Genomic DNA, 25,181 nt, shown 5'->3' with positions numbered 1-25,181 from the left:
TATGGGATTATTCTCTTTTATTAAAAACGCAGGAGAAAAAATTTTTGGAGGAGCAGATACTCCAGAAGAAAAAGCAGCTAAAGTGAAAGAACACGTAGCAAAATTTAATTTTGATTTATCTAATGTTTCTTTTTCAGCAAATGGAGATACTATTGTAGTTTCTGGACAAGCTTTAAATATTGATGAAAAACAAAAAATTTTAGCAACAGCTGGTAACGTTGATGGAGTAGAAGGAGTAGAGGATCAATTAACTTTAAAAACACCATTAAAAATTGAAATTCCAGATATTGCAGTTACTATGTATACTGTAAAAAGTGGAGATTCATTATCTAAAATTGCAAAAGAAGTTTATGGAGATCCAATGAAATATCCTGTTATTTTTGATGCAAATAAGCCAATGTTGTCTGATCCAGATAAAATTTATCCAGGACAAGTGTTATACATTCCGCAAGGATAGATTATAGAAAAATATAATTGTTAATAAAAAAGCTCTTCAATAACATGTTTTGGAGAGCTTTTTGTAATATATTAGCTTTAATAATATCATATTATAACTACATATGAAGTAATTTTACTAATTAGTATCACAACAAAATTTTAATGTATTATTCATTGCATAATGAATATATTAGACTTATTGTGATAAAGTTATAAATTCGTATTAATTAAATATTAGAATATTTATGAAAGTTTCAATTTTCCCACTAGTGTTAATCGCTGGGACAACTATGTTTAGTTGTGTGAGTCAAAAAAAGTATGACGAGTTATCAAACCGTTTTAATTCAGTTTATTCTGAAAACCAAGGATGTCAAACTGAATTAGCTGTAGCTAAATCTAAATTAGCTAATTTCGAGAACTCAAATAATCAATTCGAAAACACAGTTTCTAGCGAACGTGCACAAGTACGTGAATTACAAAAGGCTTTATCGAATTGTATTGAAGGTGGTAACAAAAATGTTGCTGAATTAGTAAAAGAAATTAACGAATCAAATAAATACATCAAGCATTTAGTTAATACTAAAAATAAGTCTGATAGTTTAAACATGGTTTTAACGAACAATTTAACTCGTTCTTTATCTCGTGAAGAAACTAAGGATGTTGATGTACAAGTATTAAAAGGTGTGGTTTATATTTCGTTATCAGATAACATGTTATACAAATCTGGTTCTTACGAAATTTCTCCAGCAGCTGGTGAGACTTTAAGTAAAATTGCAAAGATTATTAATGATTACAGAGATTACGATGTATTAATTGAAGGTAATACAGATAATGTGCCTATTAATAAAACTAATATCCGTAATAACTGGGATTTATCTGCATTACGTGCTTCATCTGTAGTACAAGCATTACAAAACCAATATGGTGTTGATGGAAAACGTATGACAGCTGGTGGACGTGGTGAATACAACCCATTAACTTCTAACGCATCAGAAGATGGACGTTCAAAAAACCGTCGTACACAAATTATTATCTTACCTAAGTTAGATCAATTTATGGAATTAATTGGTCAAGCTCCAAAAGATTAATGATTTCATAAAAATAGAATTTTATTTTTCTTTATAAATGTTAAAAGCCACTGAAAAGTGGCTTTTTTCGTATCTTTAGGCTTCATAAATTTTTAAACAATTATTTTTCAGCCAATGGAATTGTATTACTCTTTTTCTGCTTTGATTGTGCTTGCCTCGATTTTTGCTTACGTTAATCTGCGGTTTTTGAAACTTCCGGGAACAATCGGAATTATGATTATCGCTATGTTAGTTTCTGTTGTTATTCGTTTACTAGGAGATCAATTTTTTCCTGATGCAACTAAGGAATTGTACGAATTATTTACCGATTTAGATTTTAATGAAATCTTAATGGGTGCAATGCTTAATTTTTTATTATTTGCTGGGGCGCTCCATGTTAAGTTTAGTGATCTGAAAGATCAAAAATGGGCGATTATGACCTATGCAACTATTAGTGTTGTATTATCTGCATTTATAGTTTCTGGAATTTTGTATTACTTAGCACCTTATTTCGGAATTAACATTCCTTACATCTACTGTTTGTTATTTGGTACATTAATTTCACCAACAGATCCAATCGTTGTCTTAGGAATTTTAAAACAAGCTAAAGTCCCTAAATCAATTGAAACTAAGATTACAGGAGAATCTTTGTTTAATGATGGGGTTGCGGTAGTTATGTTTGCAGTTGTTTTACAAATTGCAACGAATCCAAACTTTGATGCTAATTTTGTTTCAGTTTCTAAATTATTTTTATTAGAAGCAGTCGGTGGAATTGCTTTAGGAGCATTCTTAGGATTAACAGCATCTAATTTAATGAAGAAGATAGATGACTATAAAGTTTCTGTTTTAATGACATTAGCTATTGTAATGGGAGGTTTCTTAATTGCAAAAGAAACGCATGTTTCTTCTCCATTAGCTATGGTAATTGCTGGTCTAATTATCGGGAATTATGGTAAATCGGTTGCAATGTCTAAAGAAACACAAGATTACTTAGGTAAATTTTGGGAGTTAATCGATGAGATTATGAATGCTATTTTATTCTTATTCATTGGATTCGAATTATTATTAATTGACGATTTATTAGATCAGATTTTATTAGGTGTAGCATCTATTTTTATTGTGTTATTCTCTCGTTTCTTATCAATTTTAATTCCTTTCAAGACATTGTTAAGAAGAAATCCATATTCTAAAGGTTCTCTACCAGTAATGGTTTGGGGAGGGATTAGAGGAGGTGTTTCAATTGCACTTGTAATGTCTTTGCCTAATGGTGAATGGAAAGATTTATTATTAGAAATCACATATATTGTCGTATTATTCTCAATTGTTGTACAAGGGTTAACAGTAGGAAAAGTAGCAAATAAACTTTTAAAAGATGATTCTGGTGAAGAATCTGAAGCAGAAACTTCACATTAGATAAAATAAAAAAGGCGAACCAATTGGTTCGCCTTTTTTATTTATATATTCTTCTCTTAGTTTTTAAACTTTAATAAAAGCATATTTCCTTTGTAAAAATATAATTCGTTTCCTTTGATTTCGTAACGATCAACAGATTTTAAAATACTTGTGAATGATTCTTCAGTTTTATTAGATGGACAAAGTATCTTTGTTCCTCCAATCAAATCAAATTTAATAGAAGAACCATTTAAAACACCTTCGGAAAATATTTGATTACATCCTGCATAACCATTTAATTTACCATCTTCAGTAATTGTTATATGTACATTATCTCCGTTAAAACCTTTTACGATTTCGTCTTCCTCAACTAAATTCCATTGTGTATCTGTTAATGAAGATTTACTTTTAGATAATACGTTATAGCCTGTTGATGCACCTGTTGATGTAGAACAAGCAGTTAATAGTAAACCTGATAAAGCGAAAACTGATAATACTTTTACTAATTTCATAAGCTTATATTTTATCTCAATTCAGCATTGAATTGTGTTTGGTAAACTTTGATTAATTTATTCATTACTCCATCAATTTCTTGATCGCTTAATGTTTTATTTTCATCCTGAATGATGAAGCTTAACGCGTATGATTTTTTACCTGCAGGTAATTTATCTCCTTCGTAAACGTCGAATAAATTAATATCTTTTAATAAGTTCGTTTTAACTGTACGAGCTGCATTATATAATTCTTCATATTTAACTGTATTATCTAATAATAAAGCTAAGTCACGACGAGACGATGGGAATTTAGCAATATCTTGGTATGTTAATTTTTGCTCATTAGCTAAAGTAAGAATCGCATCCCAATCTAATTGTGCGTAAAATACTTCTTGACTAACACCAATTTTCTTCGCTAATTTTTTATTGATGATTCCAACAGTTCCTAAAGAAACTTCGTTGTGGAAAACTTCAATTCCATCTGTGTAATTATCGTTATTAGCTGCTTTTTCAGCAGTGATTTCGATTTTTAAACGAACAAATAATTGTTGTACTAAACCTTTTAAATCTGCAAAAGAAGCTTTACGTAAGTTTCCTGTCCAAGATTCAGAAGTGTAGTTACCAGATAATGTAATTGCTAAACATCTTTTTTCTTCGTAAATACCATTTAATTTACGATAAATTTTTCCGAATTCGAATAATTTAACGTTTGTATTACGACGATTTACGTTGAATGCAACATTTTCTAATAATCCGTTTAATAATGTACGACGCATAACAGCTAAATCTGCTGATAATGGGTTTAACATTTCAACACTTTCTCCTTCTGGATAGAAGAATACATTTTCGTATTCTTTTTTAGTTAAAGAGTTGTTCATTGCTTCGTTGAAACCAGAAGCAGTTAATTGTCTTGCAACAAAATCTTCTGTTTTTTCAGGATCAATAGAAGTTGTAGGAACGTATGAGAATGAGAATTTAGAAGGAATCTCGATGTTATCGTATCCGTATATTCTTAAAATATCTTCGATGATATCTACCTCACGTTGTACGTCTACACGGTAAGCAGGAACTTCAATTGCTAATGTTCCTTCAGTTTCGTTTAAGATATTGATGTCTAATGCTGCTAAAATCGTTTTGATTGTTGCTTCAGGAATTTCAACACCTAATAATTCTTTAACTTTCGCTAAACGTAAATCGAATTTAAAGTTTTCGATTGTAGTTGGGTAAATATCTGTAATGTTAGAAGAGATTTCAGCATCTGCTAATTCTACTAACATCATTACAGCTTTCTTTAAAGCATCAACTGTAATTGTAGGATCAATTCCACGTTCGAAACGGAAAGAAGCATCCGTGTTTAAACCGTGCGCTTTTGCTCCTTTACGAATTGTTACAGGCTCGAAGTAAGCTGATTCTAAGAATACGTTTTTAGTAGTTTCTGAAATTCCAGAATCTTGTCCTCCAAAAACACCAGCCATACACATTGGCGCATTTTCGTTGCAGATCATTAATTCGTGACCTTTTAACGTACGCTCAACTCCGTCTAATGTTGTAAATTTAGTTCCTTCAGTTAATTTCTGAACTTTAACTTTATTTCCTTCGATTTTATCAGCATCAAATGCGTGTAAAGGTTGCCCTAAATCGTGTAAAATAAAGTTTGTAATATCTACTACGTTGTTAATTGGCGATAAACCAATAGTACGTAATTTGTATTTTAACCAATCTGGCGATTCTTTAACCGTAACATTTTTTAAGTAAATCCCAGCGTAACGAGGTGCAGCTTCTGTGTCTACAACTTCGATAGCGATTGGATTTGCTCCAAAATCTGTTGTTGGATAAGTATCAACATTGTAAGAAGTGAAAGATCCGTTGATTTCACGCGCTTTGAAAGCAGCATATAAATCACGAGCAACACCGAAGTGAGACATAGCATCTGCACGGTTTGGTGTTAAACCAATTTCAATTAAATGATCTTCTTCTTCAACAAAAACTGTTGCTAATGGAGTTCCTGCAACTAAGGCATCGTCCAATACTAAAATTCCAGAATTATCTTCTCCGATTCCTAACTCTACTTCAGAGCAAATCATTCCGAAAGATTCTTCTCCACGAATTTTAGATTTTTTAATTTTAAAATCACCAGGGAAAACAGTCCCAATTGTTGCAACAGGTACAGTTTGTCCTGCAGCTACGTTTGGCGCACCACATACGATTTGCGTTGCTTGTCCGTCACCTAAGTCGATTTTAGTAACTTTTAATTTATCAGCATTTGGATGAGGTTGAGTTTCTAACACTTTACCAACCACTACTGTTTCTAAGTATTCTTTAGCTCCACCTACTTTTTCTACACCTTCAACTTCAAGTCCGATATTTGTTAATACCGCTGAAATTTCGTCTAAAGAAACTTCAGTATCGATGTAGGTTTTAAGCCAATTATATGAAATTTTCATTGTTATTTGAAAAAAAGATTTTTATCTGTTTGATTATGCGTTTAACATTACAGGCATAACTAACATTAAGATTTCTTCACCATCTTCTAAACCATCAACTGGTTTAATGATTCCGGCACGATTAGGTTCAGACATTTCTAATGTAATCTCGTCTGATTGTAAATTGTTTAACATCTCAATTAAAAAACGAGAGTTGAAACCAATTTGTAAATCTGTACCGTTGTAATCGCAAGGTAAACGTTCTTCTGCTTTGTTAGCGAAGTCTACGTCTTCTGCTGAAATCGTTAATGAGTTTCCAATTAATTTTAAACGAACTTGATTTGTTGTTTTGTTAGAGAAAATTGCCACACGTTTTAACGATGTTAAGAATAAGTTTCTGTTAATTGTTAATACGTTTGGATTTTCTTTTGGGATTACCGCTTCATAATTTGGGTACTTTCCGTCGATTAAACGACAAGTTAAAACGATGTTTTGGAAAGAGAAACGAGTATTTGTTTTGTTGTATTCGATTGTTACATCATCATTATTTCCTCCTAAAATATTCTTTAATAAGTTTAAAGGTTTTTTAGGCATAATGTATTCAGAAGTTCCAGCGTTTTCTAAACCTGTACGTGTGTATTTCACTAAACGGTGCGCATCAGTTGCAACAAAACGGAAAATATCATTATCTGCTTGAAAGAATACACCTGTCATAATTGGGCGTAATTCGTCGTTTCCAGTAGCAAAAATTGTTTTTACGATAGCTTCAGATAAAATGCTTGCACCAACTGTTGTATTGCTTGCATCTTCGATATCTGGAGTTTGAGGATATTCATTAGCATCTTCAAATGCTAACTGATAGTTTCCTTGTTCTGACACAATTTCTAACGTGTGACCTTCTTTTTGGATAAAAGTTAAAGGCTGTGCAGGGAAAGTTTTTAACGTATCAGTTAAGATTTTAGATGGAATTGCAATTTTTCCACTGTCGTTTGATTCAACTTCTAAAGTTGTTGAAATTGTAGTTTCTAAATCAGATCCAGTAATTGTTAATTGATTTCCGTCTAATTCAAATAAAAAATTATCAAGGATAGGTAATGTGTTATTCGAGTTGATAACACCACCAATTAAGTTAACATTTTTTAATAGCGTGTTGCTTGATACAATAAATTTCATAAGAGAAGAATATTTTCCTAAATATATCTAACAAATGTAAGAAATATCGAACGAATAAAATCGCTTGTTATACATTATTTATATAACGATTTATAAACATATTGTTAATCAATGGTTTAATAAATTGTAAATTATTCGAAAAATTAACTCAAAATCATCATCATTTTTAAAATTTCGTGCGCTAAATTTGTTATGAAATTTTACAATTAAATTAATGCTTTTGGATAGATAATTGAATATTTTACTAACATATAAAAATTTAACTATGAATATTGAATTAAAATTGAACGGAAATAATGGTGTTTTTGAATTAATAGATGATCAAAAATTTGCAGTAGGTGAATTAACTTTTTTATTGAGAGATAAAGAAATGATCATTAATCATACAGGAGTTAATCCAAATCTTAGAGGACAAGGATTGGCTGAAAAATTGGTTTTAAAAGCTGTAGATTATGCAAGAGAAAATCAGCTTAAAATTCGTCCATTTTGTTCATATGTTAGTGTTTATATTGGGAATCATCCAGAGGTGCAAGACGTAGTTTAGATTATGAATATAGAAAAAATTTTTGAGCATAATAAAGAATGGATTGATAAGCGTTTAGCTCAGAATCCATCGTATTTTGATGAGTTATCTTCAGGTCAAAATCCTGAAGTTTTGTATATCGGTTGTTCGGACAGTCGCGTAACAGCTGAAGAGTTATTAGGTGCCGAACCAGGAGAAGTTTTTGTACACAGAAATATTGCCAATATGGTAATTGGTTTGGATATGAATACTACTTCTGTTTTAGATTATGCTGTAGAGCATTTAAAAGTAAAGCATATTATTGTTTGTGGACACTACAATTGTGGAGGTATAAAATCAGCAATGATACCTAAAGATTTAGGAATCATGAATCCATGGTTACGCAATATTCGTGATGTTTATCGTTTACATGCGGATGAATTAAATGCGATTGAAAATGAAGGTATGCGATATAATCGTTTAGTTGAATTAAACGTACAAGAACAATGCGTAAATGCGGTTAAAAATCCTTTTGTACAAAGAGCTATGTTAAACGGTGGTTTAGTTGTTCATGGATGGGTTTTTGATTTGTTTTCAGGTCAAATTATTGATTTAAAACTTGATTTTGATAAAATTTTGAAAGACATTAAAGAAATTTACGACATCACAGAGTAATTCGATTTAAATATTTGGATTAAAATTTGTTAGTATTTAGTTAATTAACTTTAACCTAATATGATAATAAAAAAATGGATAAAAATATTGGGTATCGCTTTGGCATCAGTCATTGCGATACTTTTTGTTTTAGGTTATTTAATATCCTTTCTTATTCATCAACGACTTCCAGGTATTATTGCAGAGAAAAATGATACACCTTATAATTTTGTTTATAAAGATGTTAATTTTTCTATTTTAAAAAGTTCACTTTCGTTAAGTGATGTAGAAGTTTCACCCAAAGATTCAGCTACAATTAAAGACTCAATAGAAGTTACTGGTAAGGTAAAAGAGATAAATGTAGTTGGTGTAAATTTTATAAAACTCTTTAAAAATAAAGAGCTCGCTGCTTTAAAAATTCAAATTAAAGAGCCAAATGTAAATTATTATCAACCTACTAACAAAGCTAAGAAAGACACAACGCAAGTAAAAGTAGGTCAAAGTATAGATATTAATTCATTAGAGATTAAAGGTGGTAATTTTAATCTATTTTCTCCTACAGGAAATGATAAGTTAGCTAACATACAAAATATTAATATTGATTTTGACGGTATAAGATTCAATAAACGTACTGTCGAAAAGAAAATTCCTTTTCAATTTTCAAGTTTTAATATTGAGGTTGATACAATGGTTTTTAGAATGAATAATCATCAATACATGGTTTCAAGTCATGTAAAATGGAGCGATGAAGAATTAATTCTGAATGATTATAGATTAAAACCGATTCAGAAAAATGGAAAAAAATATGCACCTAATGGATCCGATGCAGATATTTTTGATATAGAATCTCCGAAATTAGTTTTAACCAATACCGATTGGGGTTTTGATAATCATGATAAACTCTACTTTAAATCTGATTTAATAAAATTTACAAATCCAACGATAAATATTATTTCGGCAAAACCTGCGAATAAAACAGTAAAACCGACTAAAAATATAAAGCAACCTGAAGCTGAATTAATCAACGTAAAACGTTTTGAGATTGAAAATGGAAGTATTAAAATGTGGTATCCTGACGCATCTAGGCCTCGTTTTTATATCAATAATGTAATTTGTAATATTGATGGAATTCGATTGAATTCGATCACAAGAACTTCAGAAATTCCGATAGATTATAAAACCTTTAAAATTAAACTTGATTCAATGTATTATGAGTTGAATGAAGTACAATACCTATGTGCATCTAAATTAGATTTTACAACGAAAAATTTGGTTTTACAAGATTTCAAAATGAAACCATTGATATCTAATCAACAATTTGTTCATAATAGAACTTCGTCCAATACATTATTAGATATCGAAGCTCCGATTTTACGAATGACGAATAATGAATGGGGATTTAATCAATCACAATTTTATTTTAAAACGAATGCAATTAAATTGGATGATGTAAATGTTAGAATCATCAATCAAAAAAATGAAAAAACGATAGCTAAAAAAGCTGAAAATGCTACCAAGAAATTTTTAATTGATTTTGATTTGATTGTGGATACAATTCAAATTAAAAAATCTCGATTTATAGCCAACGAAAAGTTTGATTTTAACAATGTGAACATTACACTTCTTGGTTTAAAAAATTATTATTCAAAGGAATTGGTTGCAAATCATTTAATCGTAAGAAATCCACAATTTACAATATTTGGTCAACCAGAACGTGTAGCTCAGCGAGATGCAGTTACTCCAAATTCATTTAATGACATCATTAAAATAAAGAATACATCTGTGCAAAACGGAACTTTAAAAATGATTCCGTACGGTAAAACAAATCCGAATTTTACATTAAAAACTTTTGATTTAGGTTTTAGTAATATTAAAGTAGATCCATCGACAATTAAAAATTCAATTCCGTTTTTATACGATAAAGTATTATTACAATCGCAAGGATTAGATTTTGATATGAATGAAACTTATCGATTAAATACCAATTTGCTAAAATTTAGTAATGGAGATTTATTAGTTAAAAATTTAAAGTTAAATCCTAAAATTTCTCGTAGTGCTTTTGTGTCGAAATTAAAAAAAGAACAAGATTTATATTCGTTTTCTATCAATCAAATTACCGGAAAAGGAGTGAAGTGGAATATTGATGCTCAGAAAGATTTTAATCTTAACGCTAATAGATTTTCATTAAATGGACTTAACGCTAATATTTTTAGAAGCAAAATTCCGCCTGATGATACATCGCGAAAAACGATGTTTTCTGAAAAATTAAGAAAAATGAAATTTGGTTTAGCTGTTAAACAATTAGATATAATAAATTCTAAATTAGAGTATGCTGAAGAAGGACCAAATAGTATTGGGAGTGGAAAATTAACTTTTTCTAATATTAATGCGGTGGGCAAAAACATTAATTCTGGCTACAAAATGAAAACATTACCTGATTTAACTTTAGATTGGAAATCTAATTTTATGGGTGGAAATATGTATGCAAATTGGACTTTTAATCCAATGAACAAGAATGAAGATTTTAAAATTAAAGGCTACATAAAAAATCTTTCATTAAAAGACATGGATCCATTTTTAAAGCCTTATTTAAAGGTTTCGGCAGAAGGGAAATTTGATGAGGTTAATTTTGATATCTTAGGAAATGATAAAAAAGCAAAAGGAGAATTTGATATTAGGTACAATAATTTAAAAGTTAATTTACTTAAAGACGATGGGACGGAACGTAAATTTCTTTCCAAAATTGCTAATGTCGTGATTAAAGATAATAAAAAAGAAGAGGAGAAACAAACTGAAATAAAGGAGGTAGAGCGCGATCAAGAAAAATCGTTTTTTAATTTCTTTTTAGCTTGTTTACTTGACGGTTTAAAACAGACTTTGTTAATTTTTTAATCATAAATTTTGCTCGTAACTTAGTTGCTTAAAAGCAAACAATTCTTATTACATAATGAATATAAAAAGAACAGCCTTGATTACTGGTGCGTCATCAGGGATTGGAATGGCAACTGCCAAAAAAATAGCAAAAGATTTTCGTTTAATTTTATGTGGTAGAAGACAAAATAGGTTAGACGAATTGAAGGACGTTCTTGCTAATGAAACTGATGTTTTTACATTAAATTTTGATGTTCGCGATAAGGCTTCAGTTTTTAATGCAATTGAAAATTTACCAGAAGAATGGAAGTCAATTGACGTTTTAATAAATAACGCAGGAAACGCTCATGGTTTAGCAACATTTGATTCGGCTGAATTAGAAGATTTAGAAGCGATGATTGATATCAATGTAAAAGGTTTAATCTATGTTTCTAAAGCAGTAATTCCGTTGATAAAACAATCAGAAAATGGACATATTGTAAACATTTCTTCAATTGCAGGAAAAGAAGTGTATCCAAACGGAGCAACTTATTGTGCTTCAAAAGCTGCAGTTGAATCTTTGAGTAAAGGAATGCGTTATGATTTATTGCCTTATGGTGTAAAAGTGATGAACGTTGCACCTGGAGCGGTTGAAACTGAATTTTCTTTGGTTAGATTTAAGGGAGATCAAGATAAATCTGATAATGTATATGCAGGTTTTGAGCCCTTAGTTGCAGAAGATATTGCTGATACTATTGCCTATGCTTTAAATGCGCCAAAACATGTGCAGATTGCAGATGTTACTATTTTTCCGAAGGCACAAGCTGGAGGAGCGACGATTTATAAAAAATAGATTTTTTTAAAATAGGATATAAATCAGAAAGCCTCTAAAATAGAGGCTTTCTGATTTATATCCTATTTTGCTCTTCAGTTTGTTGAACTTTTTTTGCTTCTTTAACTTTCTGATTGCCAAAATTATATTTTACATTCAGCATGAAATATTGTGTGTCTTGGTAATCTTTAAAATATTGATTCTGGTCTGCATAATTGGTGCTAATTGTATTGCGGTCAGTTTTAAAAATATCATTAAAAACTAAACCAATATCCAATCGTTTATCCCAAAATTTTCGATTAATGATTACATACATATTTTGTGAAGAACTGATATCAAAAGATGCCTGAATCATTTTAGAATTGTAAACATATCCTGCCGAAACACTAAATGTTTTATCCGAATTCAAATCAATTTGTGTGTTTAAGTTGAGGTTATAAAATAAAATTTCATTTTTATATTGTTGCTGATCGGCACCTATATAATAATTCGAATTATATTCAGACATCGCAAAAATATTCACTTTCCACCAATTTTTAAGATCAATTTGTTTCGATAAATTTATTCCAACCGCTTCACCATTTTTGATATTTGTGAAGTGATAAACCGTTTCGAAAGTTTCGTTGTTTTGAATGGAAATTTCCATTGCTGGATTTTTTTCGTAACGATAATAAGCTTCAAAATTCGAGTTTTTATACGTGTAAGTCAGATTTAAATTATGAATGATTGTCGAAATAGCATTGGCGTCTCCCTGAAAATTATGCTGTTTTATATGCGATCATTGTTTTTGTATTGATTGGTTTGCAAGGGTATTATATTTTTAATTCGTTTCAATTAGAAGAAAAAGAATTAAAAAGTGATGCAGTTAAAATTGCTACAACAATTTTGACAGAAATGGATAATCTAGAAGATGAAAGTGAAGAGGATTTGATTAAGAATTTTAAGAAAATGTCTCATATTAATAATGAACAGTTTGGTGAATTAAATGTAATTAAATCCGAAGTAAATCTACGATTCAAAAAGTTATCGGAAAAATTAGATGCATTGTTGTTAAAAGCTTCTTCTGATTATGGGTATGAAATAGCTTTAGAAAAGAAGGTTAATTCTATTTATGATGAAATAAATTCGAAAGAAATCTTAGGGGATAAACCACTTTTAATCTATCAATCGAGTGCTAAAATAGTAGAGCCTAAAACGATAAATGAAGGTATTTGGGCGACGAATGATTTGAGTAATGAAACTGATACAGATTTAGGAATTAACAATAAAGAAGAACATAAATACCGTATAAAATCTTCTGTTGATTTTGAATTAAAAAATGTTCGTTTTTTAGTGTTTAAGAAGATTATTCCATTAATTGTTGTCAGTCTAATTATTCTTTTCTTTCTCATTTATTTATATATTCAAACACTAAAGAATGTTCATAGACAAGAGACTGTTAATAAACAATTATATTTGACAATAGATTCTATCGCACATGAATTAAATACGCCAATCACAACTCTAAAATTTGCAGCTCAACAAATTGATAAATCAGAAACGAAATCCATTGTTTTACGTCAAATTAATCGTTTAGAAAAAAGTGTACAGGCTATTTTTCAAGAACAAAATTCAAAAGAATATTTGGTTCAAAAAAAACATATAGATGATTATTTAGTAGAATTGAAAAACCAATATTCTACCGTTCAACTTTTGTCTTCTATTAATTTTGATGCTAACAATTATCTTACAAAAAATGATTTTGAATTGATTCTAAATAATTTAATAGAAAACGCAGCAAAATATGGCGCAAGTAGTATTAAGGTTGATTTGAATTTTAGTCAATCCATAAAAATTACCGTAACAGATAACGGAATAGGAATTCCTACCGAAGATTTGGAAAATATATTTCGTAAATATTATCGCGTAAACCGTGAGATTAACCAAAAAATAAGTGGAGTAGGACTAGGTTTGTATTTGGTAAAAAAATGTATTGAAAAATATAATGGCAATATTTTGGTTGTTAATCAAAAATCGAAAGGTGTAAAATTTGAAATATCGATTCCAAATGAAAAATAAAATTATTTTAGTTGAAGATGATTTGGATTTAGGTCAAGTTTTAAAACAATATCTTGAATTTTCTGATTTTGAAGTGAATTGGTTCAATCATCCAAATGATTTATTAAAGAAAATAGAGAAGATGAATCAATATCAATTAATTATTTTTGATGTGATGATGCCTGAAATAGATGGTTTTTCACTTTCTAAAATAGTTAGTCAAAAAGTTCAGATTCCATTTCTTTTTTTAACAGCGAAAGCGCAAGGTTTTGATCGTGTTTTAGGTTTAAAACTTGGCGCTGAAGATTATATTACAAAACCTTGTGATCCAGAAGAATTGGTCTTGAGAATTAAAAATATTTTAAAAAGATCAGCTTCAATCCAAAAGGATATTATTCAAATAGGTGATTACGAATATGATAAACTAAATTTGAGTTTATTATATCAAAATCAATTGATTCAATTAACCGAAAAAGAAGCAGATTTGTTGAATTTTTTTATTCAAAACAACCAAAGATTAATTCCAAGAAAAGATATTTTGGAATCGATTTGGGGAGAAAATGATTATTTTTTTGGACGTAGTTTGGATGTTTTTATGACAAGATTAAGAAAATATTTTCAAGATGATCAATCGATTAAGTTTGAATCTGTACGTGGTGTAGGTTATAGAATTAATTTGCCAATAAAATATTAAAGCTCGGTTTTAACCGAGCTTTTTTCATTTGAATTATCGAAAAATTACTTTTTGATAAATTTATGGTTAGTTGTTGTTCCATTTTCTGTTACAGAAATAACATAAGTTCCTTTAGTTAAGTTCTGAACATTAATTTTGTTATTTTTTACTTCTTCAGTTTTAACTTTTTGTCCTAAGATGTTTGTGATTTCAACTTTTGCTTCAGTTTTTAAACCACTAATATTTAATACATCAATTACAGGATTAGGGTAGATAGATACTTTGTTTTTAGATTCAGCAATATTTGAAGTATTTAAATAAGCTGATAAATCTAAATAGAATCCCATTTGTCCACCGTCTAGCGCTTTTGCTGTACCAGTAATTTTAGTTCCGTCAGGAGAAATTGCAAGAGGTAAAGCTAAAATGTAACCTTGCGTATCAATTCCTAAACTTTCAGCATATTCATTTAAATTTCTTCTACCGTTTTCAGCATCCCAGATAAATCCTTCACCGAAATGAGGTGCACCTGGCCATCCTCTGAAGTATCCAATAACAGTGTTACCATCTGCTGTAAGACTTGTTGCACCACCTCTGAAGAAAGTTCCAGATTGTGGGTGAGTAATTTCTGTATAAGATGTAGGTGTCCAGATGTATGGATATAATCCCATTAAACCAATAACAGTGTTACCATCTGCAGAAACTGCACCAGCTTCACCTAAAACATTTCCATTGTTATCCGTTAAAATTGTTTGTTCACCATTTACCCAACGAGCAGCTTGTCTTGCACCACTATCAGCATCTTGCCAACCAACAATTACAGTACCATCATCATTCACAGCATTTGCTCTACTGGCTCTATCTTCAGTAGTAGTACCCATATCTGTAACATTTCTTGCACCATCCCATTTAATAGCGTGTGCATCAGCGTTCGGAAAATATCCTAAACCTACAATATGGTTACCATCGTTACTAATTCCCCATGGAGAAGCAGAACTTGCATCCATATTTCCAGAGAAATCTGGTAAATAAACTAATTCTCCTGTACTAATTGTATATTCAGCGACTGTATTTGTTTCAGTTTCAGGATTAGTAGCGTAAACAATAACTTTGTCGTTATTTTCAGAAACTAACGTACGACCTGCTAAATAATTTACTCCTAATGTGTTGATTTGAGTTAATCCAGATTCAGCTGTCCAAAAATAACTAGAAACATTGTTCGCAGTAGCTCCAACTAAACCACTATTGTTTACATCAGAACCTTGAATTCCAATTCCTAATAAATGTAATTGTGCGTTAGCACTTTGACTCATGAATAATGAAGCACCTAATAATAAGCTAGGTAAAAAAGTATAATTTCTTCATAACTGTGTTAATTATTAATTTTTATCAATTTTAATGATTTAAATATTTTGAATGAAATAATAGTTTTTTTTAATTCGTGAAATTCGAAAGTCTAAAATTTTAATTCATTAATTATTAATGGATTAAGTTTTTTGATTTAAGAATTTAAATTCAATTTAACACTTGATGAATTATGTCTAAAAGACTGATTTTCGTTATTTTAATATGTTTTTTACACTTGTCTAATGTGTTGAAAGCAGAAAAAAATGACGATTTCTACACTTTGCTTGATAAAAGCATAGAAAAGCTATATCAAAATCCTGAAGAATGTATTGTCTTTACTCAGGGTATTATTTTAAATCAACAGAGTATAGAGCGTAGAAATTTACTTCAAAATGTTATTTCACAGGCTTATGCAATGAAGGGTGAGTATATTCAGTCAATTCGTGTTTCTTTAGATGTAGAGACATTAGATTCGTATAACACACCTTCTGATTTTGCTAAATTTTATTCAGACTATGTATTGGCAGAGCAGTATCAAAATCTACAATTATACAATCAATCTCAGAAGTTAATAGATCAATTGCTTAAAGAAGAACGTCCATCATTAAAAGATAATGCGAATTATTTGATCACGTTTGCAAAATTATATCAACTTCAGGCACTTAACTATTTAGTTTTAAAAGATTATACAAAAGCTTTAGAGTTTTTTAATAAAAGTGATGAGAGTTTAAAAATTTCTTCAAAGGAGAATAAAATTCTATTAATAGAAAATTCAATTTTTAGAGCATCTGTTTTTAGACAAATAGGGCATTTAGATGAATCAAAAGCTCAGTTGTTAAATATATTAAAGGATTTAGAGTCTAATCCGGATTATAATTTTCTTTTTGCTTTAGCTAGTCATCGATTGGCATATGTTTATTTTTTAGAAAATAATTATCAATTAGCTATAGATGTAAATGAAAAAGCATTAAATAGAATTGATAATTATGAGTATTTAGGAATGAAAAATGTGATTTATTCAAGTTTAGCCAAAAATTATTTAGCAATAAATAATAAAGAAAAATATAAAGAGAATAATACATTATTTTCAGAATCAAAAGTTGAATTAGAATCAAATCAAAAAGAAGGAATTAGATATTTATTAAAATTAACTGAAGCTCATGAAAGTAATTCTTTTTCATATTTAGCAGACTCAGAAAAATCTAAATCATTTTATATAGGTATTGCGTCTTGTATACTTGTTGTAGGTTTATTATTTTATTTAATATCAGAGAATAAAAGGAGTATTGAAGCAAAGAAACAATTTGTTTTTTTTGAGAAGCAAAATAAAAAATTAGATCAAGCTATTAATAGTTATCAACAAGATAAATTAGAAGAAATTGTTGATGAAATTCAAATTAAAGAAACGAAACGAAATTTAATAATTGGAAAAGAAACTGAAGATGAGATTTTAGAGAAGTTAAAAGATTTTGAAAAATCGAATCGATTCTTAAGTAAAGAAATGTCTTTGGCTGTTTTAGCTGGACAGTTTGAGACAAATACAAAATATTTGTCTGAAGTAATTAACAAATACAAAGGCAAAAATTTCAATTCTTATATTAATGAATTAAGGGTGAATTATATCGCATATTTAATGAAAGAAAATCCAGAATTTTTGAATTATAAAGTGAGTTATTTGGCCGAAGTTTCAGGTTTTTCGTCACACAGCTCCTTTACAACAGTTTTTAAATCCATTACAGGAATGTCTCCAAATGTATATATTCAACAACTTAATCAGATGAGAAATGAAGAGGTTTGAAAAATATTTTTTATTGATAACATTTTCATGTTTTTGTTTTGTTTTTGGAGCAGATAAGTTGGATTCTATTTATGTTTTGGCTGAAAAAAATCTGTATAAAAATCCAGATTACAGTATACAGTTATCAAATGAGGTGCTAAAACAAAATGTTTCTATTGATGAGAAAATAAATTTTTACATTTTATTATCAACAGCTTATTTGGCGAAACGAGATTACGAAACTTCATTAAATGTAATTTTAAAAGCAAAAGGATTATTGAATTCTGTAACCAATGATAAAAATAAAACAAATGTTTTACTTCAGATTGCGATTCAATATCAACAAATGCAATTATACAATAAGAGTTTAGAAACGTTAAATGAAGCAGAACTTTTAGCGCCACAAGTTGAAAATAATAACGCTAAATATTCTATACTTGGTAGGATTTACGCTGTACGTGGGATTATTTATAAAAGTCAATCAAATCCTGAATTAGCTCTTGCGAAATTCAAAGAATCTATAGAGTATTTTAATAGATTAACACATAAAGCAAGTCCAAATCAAAGTGTAGTTTATTACAATATTGGTTATTCTTATATTAATTTAAATGAATTAGATAATGCAAAAAAAGCATTTGAAAAATCTTCTGAATTTGCGAAAGTTGGCAATGCAAAAAGTTTATTAGCATTCGCGAATAAAGGAATGGCAGAAGTATATTTTTCTGAACGTAATTATAAAAAAGCTTTAGAACTTTTAGATGAAGCAGAAGTATTGTCTACAGAAATTGGTGATTTAGTGTTGAATGAAGGAATTTATGAAGAAAAATCAAAAAATTATTTGGCTTTAAATGAATTTGAAAATTATAAAATCTATAATCAAAAATTTCAGAAAATTACTTTTGAGCGTAATCAGAATGAGTTGCAGTCTATAAGTAAATCAATTGATTATCAGTTTGAATCTAATTTAGAAGAAACTCGTAAATTAAAAGAAACTCATAATCGAATGAATATGATTTTTATAATTTCAGCAATTTTAATTAGTGGAATTTTAGGATTTTTTATCTATAATAAAAGAAGAAAAACTATTGCAATTCAACAAAAAATTAAGGAAATTTTAAACTAATTTTTTTTAATAAAATAGCCAAATCGTAGATTTGGCTATAAAAGAATTAAATATTTGGAAAAAACTATACTCCTTGAGCAAGCATTGCATCTGCGACTTTTACAAATCCTGCAATATTTGCGCCTTTATAGTAGTTAATGTTTTTCTGGTAGGGTTCAGTTCCGTAAGTTTTACATTGTTCATGTATTTTTATCATGATTTCTTTTAAGTATGAATCAACTTTATTTCTACTCCAATTCTGACGAATTGAATTCTGAGACATTTCTAGTCCAGATGTAGCAACGCCACCTGCATTTGTAGCTTTTCCTGGTCCATATAGTATATCATTTGCAATGAAATAATGAACAGCGTCTGGCGTAGTTGGCATATTTGCACCTTCTGCAATTAATTTACATCCATTACTATGTAGTATAATCGCGTCTTCTAAATTTAGTTCGTTTTGAGTGGCACAAGGTAAAGCAATATCACAAGCTATGTTCCAAGGTTTTTCATTGGGATAATATTCTGCTTCAGGATGATATTCTAAATATTTAGAAATACGCTCGTAATTTTCATTTTTGATCTTGAAAATTGTTTTTAATTTTTCAGAAGTAAAACCTTTTTCATCGTATATAAATCCAGACGAATCTGATAATGTTACAACTTTTCCACCTAATTCTACAGCTTTTTCTGCAGCATATTGTGCAACATTTCCAGATCCAGAAATTGTAATTACTTTATCGGCTAATGTATCTGCATTTTCATTTAACATGCATTCTACAAAATATAATAATCCATAACCTGTTGCTTCTGGTCTGATTAATGATCCGCCAAATTCTAATCCTTTACCAGTTAAAACACCTGTAAATTCGTTTTTTAATTTTTTATATTGACCAAATAAGTAACCAATTTCGCGACCACCAACTCCAATATCTCCTGCGGGTACATCTGTATCAGCTCCAATATGTTTACTAAGTTCTGTCATAAATGCTTGACAAAAACGCATAATTTCCATATCAGATTTACCTTTTGGATCAAAGTCAGAACCTCCTTTTCCTCCGCCCATAGGCAATGTTGTTAAAGAGTTTTTAAAGACCTGTTCAAAAGCTAAGAATTTTAAGATGGATAGATTTACAGTTGGATGAAATCGTAAACCACCTTTATAAGGTCCAATTGCTGAATTCATTTGAACGCGATAACCTTTGTTGATTTGGATTTCGCCTTTATCATCAACCCAAGTAACTCTAAATTGAATTACTCTTTCGGGTTCTGTAATTCGTTCTAAAATTTTAAATTTTTTATATCTAGGATTTTCCTCAATAAATGGTAAAATATTTTCAGAAACTTCAGTTACTGCTTGAATAAACTCCGATTCATTCGGATTTTTAGAAGCTATTTGTTCAATAAATTCTGTGCAATGGTCTATTGTGTTCATTTTATGTTTAATGTGTAGGCTAAATTTAATAAAAAGTAAAATTTGTAGTTGTTTTATCCATTGCAATTTAATTCAGAATGGTTTAAATTTATTAATCAAAGTTGAAAAGTCTTTTTTTATTGCGAAGTTGAAAAAATAATAGACAAAAAAATGCGAGTTTGAATAAACTCGCATGATATATTAAAATTGTATTAGATTTATTTTTTGAAGAAACCTCCTAATAATCCCATTACATCTCCAGCATCTAATTTACCGTCACCGTCTTGATCTAATAATTTTTCAAAACCACCTAAATTTATACCACCAGAAGCTTGATTTGTTCCACCAACTAATCCGCCTAATAATCCAGCGATACCGTCAGATTTAACTCCTTGAGCTTGTTTTTGTTTTCCTAAAAATCCCATTACGATTGGAGCAACCAAAGCTAAAATTTTAATCATTTGTCCTGAATCTAATCCAGATTGTTTTCCAATATTATTTGCAACAGTTTGTTGGTTTCCTCCTAAAACGTGTCCTAAGATTCCTAAACCATCTTGCATATTTCCTCCTTGTCCTAAAAATCCAGAAAGATTATCTAAGACGCTACCATCGTGCTGGTTTAATGCATTTTCAATTCCATTAGCTCCTCCACTTTGTGCATTTTTATTTAAAGCAGATAATAAAAAAGGAATAGCAGCCCCAACAGCAGTTTGCGCCTGAGATTCGTTAATACCTAATTGTTGGGCAGCAGCACCTACAATTTTTTGTCCCATTTCGCCTTGTAATAATGTTGATAAGTCCATAGTATTTAAATTTCTTTATCTCTAAAAATAATCTTTTTTGTTGAAATATTTTTATGTCAGTTGATAAATATATATCGAAATGGTAAATTTGTACATTATAACATAATAATGAAGCAAATAAATATATTTTTAATCGTTTTGGTTTTTTTGTTTGTTCTTTTTCCATTCTTCTTATCTAATAAGGTTGATGAAAAATTAACTTATGAGATTGAAGCTCCAATAGGATTAGTTTACGATGAATTTTTAGACTTAAGAAAATTCTCGAAATGGGAACAATTTACAGGGCAAGATTCTACAGTTATAAAGACTTTTAGTGAAGAGGAAATCGAGAAAGAATTCTCTGAATGGAAAAGTACAAAATCAGATGTAGGAAATGGAAAAATAAAAATCGATAATTTTGAAATGAATCAATCGATTGACTATATTTTTAAATACGAAGGTTGGGAAGATGAAGATACTTTATCGATAGATTTTGAACAAACTTCATCAGGAAATACGTTATTAAATGTACATTACACTAGTCAAGAAGTTCCATTCTATTACCGTTATTTTTTATTCTTCAAATCTCCATTAAAAAAGGTAGAAAAATCTATTGAAAATTTTAATGAACTAGTTAAAGTTAGATTAGATAAAGAAAGAAAAGAAGGTAAATTAAATTATGGAGAATTCAGATTAATTAAATTGAATAAACAAGTGCTTATGGCTATAAAAAAATCGAGTTCTTTAGATGATAACGACGCGATGGAAAAAGTAGATGAAGCATTTGAGGTGATTTATAAATCATTAATTAATGAAGAAGATTCTTATGATTTTGATTTAGGTTTTCCAACAGTTTATACAACTGAAATTGACTCTGAAAAAAAGAAAAAAACATTATTTGCCGGAATTAATTTTGTAGAAGGATTAACGTTGCAAAAAGGAATGCAAAGAGTTATAGTTCCTGAAGGTGAATATTTATTGACAATGCATCAAGGTTCTCGTAACAAGAAGAAACATACGCTGCAATTGATGAGGAATTATGCTAAAAGTAAAAAAATAGAATTAGGAGATAGAGAATTAGAAGTATTTTTAAACGATCCGAAGGAAACGGATTCACTACAATTAAAAACACGAATTTATATTCCGATAATAACAAATTAAGATAATTTAACGTCTTTAAAGCCACAGAAATGTGGCTTTTTTATTGTAATTTTGCCACTTATCAAAAAATTGCAATGGATAAAGATTTTATTGAAGTTTACGGAGCCAGAGAACACAATTTAAAAAATATTGATGTTAAAATACCTCGTAACGAATTAGTAGTAATAACTGGTTTAAGTGGTAGTGGTAAATCTTCTTTAGCGTTTGATACGATTTATGCGGAAGGGCAACGTCGTTACATTGAAACTTTTTCGGCTTATGCGCGTCAATTTCTTGGAGGTTTAGAGCGTCCAGATGTTGATAAAATTGATGGATTATCTCCTGTTATTGCAATAGAGCAAAAAACGACTTCTAAAAATCCACGTTCAACGGTTGGTACAATTACCGAGATTTACGATTTTCTTCGTTTATTATTCGCTCGTGTTTCTACGGCTTATTCTACAGAAACAAACGAAGCAATGGTTTCTTATACAGAAGAACAAATCATTAATTTAATCCGAACTAATTTCAATGATCAAAAAATTGCAATTTTAGCACCGCTGGTTCGATCACGCAAAGGTCATTACCGCGAACTTTTTTCGCAATATTCTCGAAAAGGATTTTTGGAGATGCGCATCAATGGAGAAGTAAAAGAAATTTCTCCAGGAATGATGTTAGATCGATACAAAACGCATGATATCGAGTTGGTGATTGATAAATTAAAATTAAACGATAAAATTTCTGACGAGCGTTTACAATCTTCGATTACGCAAGCAATGTATCAAGGTAGCGGAATCATCATGATTCTGAATTACGAAACAAATGAGGCCAAATTTTATTCTAAAAATTTAATGTGTCCTACAACTGGTTCGTCTTATGCTTTACCAGAACCAAATACTTTTTCATTTAACTCGCCAAAAGGTGCTTGTCCAACTTGTGCTGGTTTAGGGGAGTTGAAAGAAGTAAATATGGAAAAATTATTTACAGATCCTAAAAAATCCTTAAATGATAACTTGGAAGAAGTGTTTGAAATTATCAAAAATACATCAAGAGTTGAAAAACAATTGGAAGCTATTTTTGTAAAGCACAATACAGATCAGAAAACAAAATTTAAGGATCTTTCAAAAGAATTATTACATGATGTTTTACACGGATTGGTAGAAACTTTAAATGTTGATTTAAAATTCGCTTCTGTTAAAAAAACTTATAAAATTGATTTTGAAGGTTTATTGCCTTATTTACAAGATATAATTGATGATAAAACAAACTCAAATTCTAATGCAGTTTCAAAATTATTATCAAGAAAGGTCGAATGTCCATCTTGTCATGGGTATCGATTAAATAATGAATCTTTACATTTTCGTATCGATGAAAAACACATCGGTGAAGTTGCAAATTTAGATTTAAAAACACTTTTTGATTGGATAGATAATGTTCCGAATACGTTAAGTTCTACGCAACAACAAATAGGTTTTGAGATTTTGAAAGAAATTTCGACTCGTTTAATGTTTTTGTTAGATGTTGGATTGGAATATTTATCATTAAATCGTTCATCAAAAACTTTATCTGGAGGAGAAGCGCAGCGTATTCGTTTAGCAACGCAAATCGGTTCTCAATTAGTTAATGTACTTTATATTATGGATGAGCCAAGTATTGGATTGCATCAGCGTGATAATGTAAAATTAATTGATTCTTTAAAGAAATTACGTGATATTGGAAATTCAGTTTTAGTGGTAGAACACGATAAAGATATGATTTTAGAAGCCGATCACGTAATTGATGTTGGTCCAAAAGCGGGTAGAAATGGAGGTCAAATCGTTTGGGAAGGAACACCAGATGAGATGTTGAAATCTGACACATTAACTTCTCAATATTTAAATAAACAAAAGAATATTGAAATTCCGGCTGAACGCAGAAAAGGAAATGGACAATTCTTAACCTTAAAAGGAGCGAAAGGTAATAATTTAAAAAATGTAGATATTTCTATTCCTTTAGGAACATTAACAGTTGTTTCTGGAGTTTCTGGATCAGGAAAATCAACATTGATTAACGAAACACTTTATCGCATCTTAAATCAGCATTTCTTTAGAGCTGAAAAAGAACCAATGCCATATAAAAAATTAGAAGGTTTAGAGTATTTAGATAAAGTAATAGAAGTGGATCAGTCGCCAATTGGTCGTACGCCAAGATCTAATCCTGCAACTTATACTGGAATTTTTTCTGATATAAGAACGTTATTTACAAATCTACCTGAAGCTAAAATTCGTGGTTATAAACCAGGTCGATTCTCTTTTAATGTAAAAGGTGGTCGTTGTGAAACTTGCCAAGGAGCAGGTCTACGAGTGATTGAAATGAATTTCTTGCCTGATATTCATGTAAATTGTGAAACATGTAATGGAAAACGATTTAACCGAGAAACATTAGAAATTCGTTACAAAGGAAAATCAATTGCTGATGTTTTAGATATGACTGTAAACGAAGCTGTTGAGTTTTTTGATCCAATTCCGAAGATTTTCCGAGTAGTAAAAATGTTACAAGATGTTGGTTTAGGATACATCACATTAGGTCAACAATCTACAACTTTAAGTGGTGGAGAAGCGCAGCGTGTAAAATTAGCAACAGAGCTGTCTAAAAAGCAAACAGGTAAAACAATATATATATTAGATGAGCCAACCACGGGGTTACATTTTGAAGATATAAGAATTTTGATGAATGTAATAAATACAATAGTTGAGTTTGGAAATACTGTAATTATTATTGAACATAACTTGGATGTTATTAAGTTAGCCGATCATGTTATTGATATAGGTCCAGAAGGAGGAAGAAATGGAGGTAAAGTTGTTGCAGAGGGTACGCCTGAAGAAATTGCAAAAAATAAAAAAAGTGTAACAGGTAAGTATTTAATAAACGAGCTTTAAACATATAGAAAAAAGTTCCTCTTCTCTTTATGTTTTCTTAAAATTTATTTAAAATTTAACTAAATCAACTCGTAATAAATAAATATTTACCCGAATATTTATTGTTTTGTAGAAATTATTTTCGAATTTATAAAAGTTATATTTTTATATATTATTGTTAGTCAGTGTA

Annotated in this window: 20 protein-coding genes; 13 read left to right on the top strand and 7 right to left on the bottom strand. The window is 29.7% G+C overall.

Annotated features, from left to right (window positions below):
* Position 1: 1 nt before the first annotated feature.
* The 3 genes from lysM to EAH69_RS11565 all read left to right on the top strand — a co-directional run bounded on the left by lysM (position 2) and on the right by EAH69_RS11565 (position 2,918).
* Complete coding sequence (gene lysM / locus EAH69_RS11575; RefSeq protein WP_121935370.1) at positions 2-457, top strand: peptidoglycan-binding protein LysM; 456 nt, start codon at positions 2-4, stop codon at positions 455-457.
* Positions 458-683: 226 nt separating this feature from the next.
* Entirely contained in the window at positions 684-1,526 is an 843-nt protein-coding gene (locus tag EAH69_RS11570; protein WP_121935369.1) for an OmpA/MotB family protein, read from the top strand.
* 114 nt (positions 1,527-1,640) lie between these two features.
* On the top strand, positions 1,641-2,918 hold the full coding sequence (locus tag EAH69_RS11565) for a cation:proton antiporter (RefSeq protein WP_121935368.1): 1,278 nt from the start codon (positions 1,641-1,643) through the stop codon (positions 2,916-2,918).
* A 56-nt stretch (positions 2,919-2,974) separates the two neighbouring features.
* Here the strand turns inward: EAH69_RS11565 and EAH69_RS11560 are convergent, their stop codons facing one another.
* The 3 genes from EAH69_RS11560 to dnaN are packed head-to-tail and all read right to left on the bottom strand — an operon-like array spanning position 2,975 to position 6,987.
* The gene (locus EAH69_RS11560; protein ID WP_121935367.1) at positions 2,975-3,409 is read right to left on the bottom strand and encodes an META domain-containing protein; all 435 of its coding nucleotides are present in this window, start codon (positions 3,407-3,409) and stop codon (positions 2,975-2,977) included.
* Positions 3,410-3,420: 11 nt separating this feature from the next.
* Entirely contained in the window at positions 3,421-5,835 is a 2,415-nt protein-coding gene (gene pheT, locus EAH69_RS11555) for a phenylalanine--tRNA ligase subunit beta (RefSeq protein WP_121935366.1), read from the bottom strand.
* 33 nt (positions 5,836-5,868) lie between these two features.
* Positions 5,869-6,987 carry a DNA polymerase III subunit beta gene (gene dnaN / locus EAH69_RS11550; protein ID WP_121935365.1) on the bottom strand — a complete coding sequence of 373 codons (1,119 nt, stop codon included), beginning with the start codon at positions 6,985-6,987 and terminating at the stop codon, positions 5,869-5,871.
* A 265-nt stretch (positions 6,988-7,252) separates the two neighbouring features.
* Here dnaN and EAH69_RS11545 point away from each other — a divergent pair, with 265 nt between their 5' ends.
* Genes EAH69_RS11545 through EAH69_RS11530 form a run of 4 tightly spaced genes read left to right on the top strand, consistent with a single transcriptional unit; the run spans position 7,253 to position 11,846 of the window.
* Positions 7,253-7,531 carry a GNAT family N-acetyltransferase gene (locus EAH69_RS11545; protein ID WP_121935364.1) on the top strand — a complete coding sequence of 93 codons (279 nt, stop codon included), beginning with the start codon at positions 7,253-7,255 and terminating at the stop codon, positions 7,529-7,531.
* Positions 7,532-7,534: 3 nt separating this feature from the next.
* A complete protein-coding gene (locus EAH69_RS11540) occupies positions 7,535-8,164 on the top strand; it encodes a carbonic anhydrase (protein WP_121935363.1) in 630 nt (209 codons plus the stop codon).
* A 60-nt stretch (positions 8,165-8,224) separates the two neighbouring features.
* Positions 8,225-11,035, top strand: coding sequence for a hypothetical protein (locus EAH69_RS11535; protein ID WP_121935362.1), 2,811 nt, complete (start codon positions 8,225-8,227; stop codon positions 11,033-11,035).
* Positions 11,036-11,090: 55 nt separating this feature from the next.
* Positions 11,091-11,846, top strand: coding sequence for an SDR family NAD(P)-dependent oxidoreductase (locus EAH69_RS11530; protein ID WP_121935361.1), 756 nt, complete (start codon positions 11,091-11,093; stop codon positions 11,844-11,846).
* A gap of 55 nt (positions 11,847-11,901) precedes the next feature.
* On the opposite strand, the gene EAH69_RS11525 is transcribed toward EAH69_RS11530, so the two are convergent.
* A complete protein-coding gene (locus EAH69_RS11525; RefSeq protein WP_121935360.1) occupies positions 11,902-12,597 on the bottom strand; it encodes an outer membrane beta-barrel protein in 696 nt (231 codons plus the stop codon).
* A gap of 20 nt (positions 12,598-12,617) precedes the next feature.
* On the opposite strand from EAH69_RS11525, the gene EAH69_RS11520 reads away from it, so the two are divergent.
* Together EAH69_RS11520 and EAH69_RS11515 are read left to right on the top strand one after the other, a co-directional pair.
* On the top strand, positions 12,618-13,883 hold the full coding sequence (locus EAH69_RS11520; RefSeq protein WP_121935359.1) for a sensor histidine kinase: 1,266 nt from the start codon (positions 12,618-12,620) through the stop codon (positions 13,881-13,883).
* Positions 13,873-14,556, top strand: coding sequence for a response regulator transcription factor (locus tag EAH69_RS11515; protein WP_121935358.1), 684 nt, complete (start codon positions 13,873-13,875; stop codon positions 14,554-14,556). The genes EAH69_RS11520 and EAH69_RS11515 overlap by 11 nt, the downstream gene beginning before the upstream one ends.
* A gap of 44 nt (positions 14,557-14,600) precedes the next feature.
* On the opposite strand, the gene EAH69_RS11510 is transcribed toward EAH69_RS11515, so the two are convergent.
* On the bottom strand, positions 14,601-15,845 hold the full coding sequence (locus tag EAH69_RS11510) for a T9SS type A sorting domain-containing protein (RefSeq protein ID WP_121935357.1): 1,245 nt from the start codon (positions 15,843-15,845) through the stop codon (positions 14,601-14,603).
* 278 nt (positions 15,846-16,123) lie between these two features.
* On the opposite strand from EAH69_RS11510, the gene EAH69_RS11505 reads away from it, so the two are divergent.
* Both EAH69_RS11505 and EAH69_RS11500 read left to right on the top strand, forming a co-directional pair.
* Positions 16,124-17,677 (top strand): helix-turn-helix domain-containing protein, encoded by a 1,554-nt coding sequence (locus EAH69_RS11505; protein WP_230466798.1) that lies wholly within the window; start codon positions 16,124-16,126, stop codon positions 17,675-17,677.
* Positions 17,664-18,779, top strand: a complete 1,116-nt coding sequence (locus EAH69_RS11500; protein WP_121935355.1) for a tetratricopeptide repeat protein — start codon at positions 17,664-17,666, stop codon at positions 18,777-18,779. The genes EAH69_RS11505 and EAH69_RS11500 overlap by 14 nt, the downstream gene beginning before the upstream one ends.
* A 64-nt stretch (positions 18,780-18,843) precedes the next feature.
* Here the strand turns inward: EAH69_RS11500 and gdhA are convergent, their stop codons facing one another.
* Both gdhA and EAH69_RS11490 read right to left on the bottom strand, forming a co-directional pair.
* Positions 18,844-20,193, bottom strand: a complete 1,350-nt coding sequence (gdhA, locus tag EAH69_RS11495; protein WP_121935354.1) for an NADP-specific glutamate dehydrogenase — start codon at positions 20,191-20,193, stop codon at positions 18,844-18,846.
* Positions 20,194-20,390: 197 nt separating this feature from the next.
* A complete protein-coding gene (locus EAH69_RS11490) occupies positions 20,391-20,975 on the bottom strand; it encodes a DUF937 domain-containing protein (RefSeq protein ID WP_121935353.1) in 585 nt (194 codons plus the stop codon).
* A gap of 108 nt (positions 20,976-21,083) precedes the next feature.
* Here EAH69_RS11490 and EAH69_RS11485 point away from each other — a divergent pair, with 108 nt between their 5' ends.
* Complete coding sequence (locus EAH69_RS11485) at positions 21,084-22,115, top strand: GyrI-like domain-containing protein (RefSeq protein ID WP_121935352.1); 1,032 nt, start codon at positions 21,084-21,086, stop codon at positions 22,113-22,115.
* Between the two features lie 74 nt (positions 22,116-22,189).
* A complete protein-coding gene (uvrA, locus tag EAH69_RS11480) occupies positions 22,190-25,012 on the top strand; it encodes an excinuclease ABC subunit UvrA (protein ID WP_121935351.1) in 2,823 nt (940 codons plus the stop codon).
* The last annotated feature ends 169 nt before the right edge of the window (positions 25,013-25,181 follow it).

Origin of the sequence: Faecalibacter macacae, assembly GCF_003687725.1 — a bacterium.
GTDB lineage: Bacteria > Bacteroidota > Bacteroidia > Flavobacteriales > Weeksellaceae > Empedobacter > Empedobacter macacae.
This window is presented reverse-complemented; position numbering and strand designations above follow the sequence as displayed.

Excerpts from the sequence above, each read along its gene's own strand:
- lysM (WP_121935370.1), top strand. The coding sequence starts at position 2 with ATGGGATTATTCTCTTTTATTAAAAACGCAGGAGAAAAAATTTTTGGA.
- EAH69_RS11570 (WP_121935369.1), top strand. The coding sequence starts at position 684 with ATGAAAGTTTCAATTTTCCCACTAGTGTTAATCGCTGGGACAACTATG.
- EAH69_RS11565 (WP_121935368.1), top strand. The coding sequence starts at position 1,641 with ATGGAATTGTATTACTCTTTTTCTGCTTTGATTGTGCTTGCCTCGATT.
- EAH69_RS11560 (WP_121935367.1), bottom strand. The coding sequence starts at position 3,409 with ATGAAATTAGTAAAAGTATTATCAGTTTTCGCTTTATCAGGTTTACTA.
- pheT (WP_121935366.1), bottom strand. The coding sequence starts at position 5,835 with ATGAAAATTTCATATAATTGGCTTAAAACCTACATCGATACTGAAGTT.
- dnaN (WP_121935365.1), bottom strand. The coding sequence starts at position 6,987 with ATGAAATTTATTGTATCAAGCAACACGCTATTAAAAAATGTTAACTTA.
- EAH69_RS11545 (WP_121935364.1), top strand. The coding sequence starts at position 7,253 with ATGAATATTGAATTAAAATTGAACGGAAATAATGGTGTTTTTGAATTA.
- EAH69_RS11540 (WP_121935363.1), top strand. The coding sequence starts at position 7,535 with ATGAATATAGAAAAAATTTTTGAGCATAATAAAGAATGGATTGATAAG.
- EAH69_RS11535 (WP_121935362.1), top strand. The coding sequence starts at position 8,225 with ATGATAATAAAAAAATGGATAAAAATATTGGGTATCGCTTTGGCATCA.
- EAH69_RS11530 (WP_121935361.1), top strand. The coding sequence starts at position 11,091 with ATGAATATAAAAAGAACAGCCTTGATTACTGGTGCGTCATCAGGGATT.
- EAH69_RS11515 (WP_121935358.1), top strand. The coding sequence starts at position 13,873 with ATGAAAAATAAAATTATTTTAGTTGAAGATGATTTGGATTTAGGTCAA.
- EAH69_RS11510 (WP_121935357.1), bottom strand. The coding sequence starts at position 15,845 with ATGAGTCAAAGTGCTAACGCACAATTACATTTATTAGGAATTGGAATT.
- EAH69_RS11500 (WP_121935355.1), top strand. The coding sequence starts at position 17,664 with ATGAAGAGGTTTGAAAAATATTTTTTATTGATAACATTTTCATGTTTT.
- gdhA (WP_121935354.1), bottom strand. The coding sequence starts at position 20,193 with ATGAACACAATAGACCATTGCACAGAATTTATTGAACAAATAGCTTCT.
- EAH69_RS11490 (WP_121935353.1), bottom strand. The coding sequence starts at position 20,975 with ATGGACTTATCAACATTATTACAAGGCGAAATGGGACAAAAAATTGTA.
- EAH69_RS11485 (WP_121935352.1), top strand. The coding sequence starts at position 21,084 with ATGAAGCAAATAAATATATTTTTAATCGTTTTGGTTTTTTTGTTTGTT.
- uvrA (WP_121935351.1), top strand. The coding sequence starts at position 22,190 with ATGGATAAAGATTTTATTGAAGTTTACGGAGCCAGAGAACACAATTTA.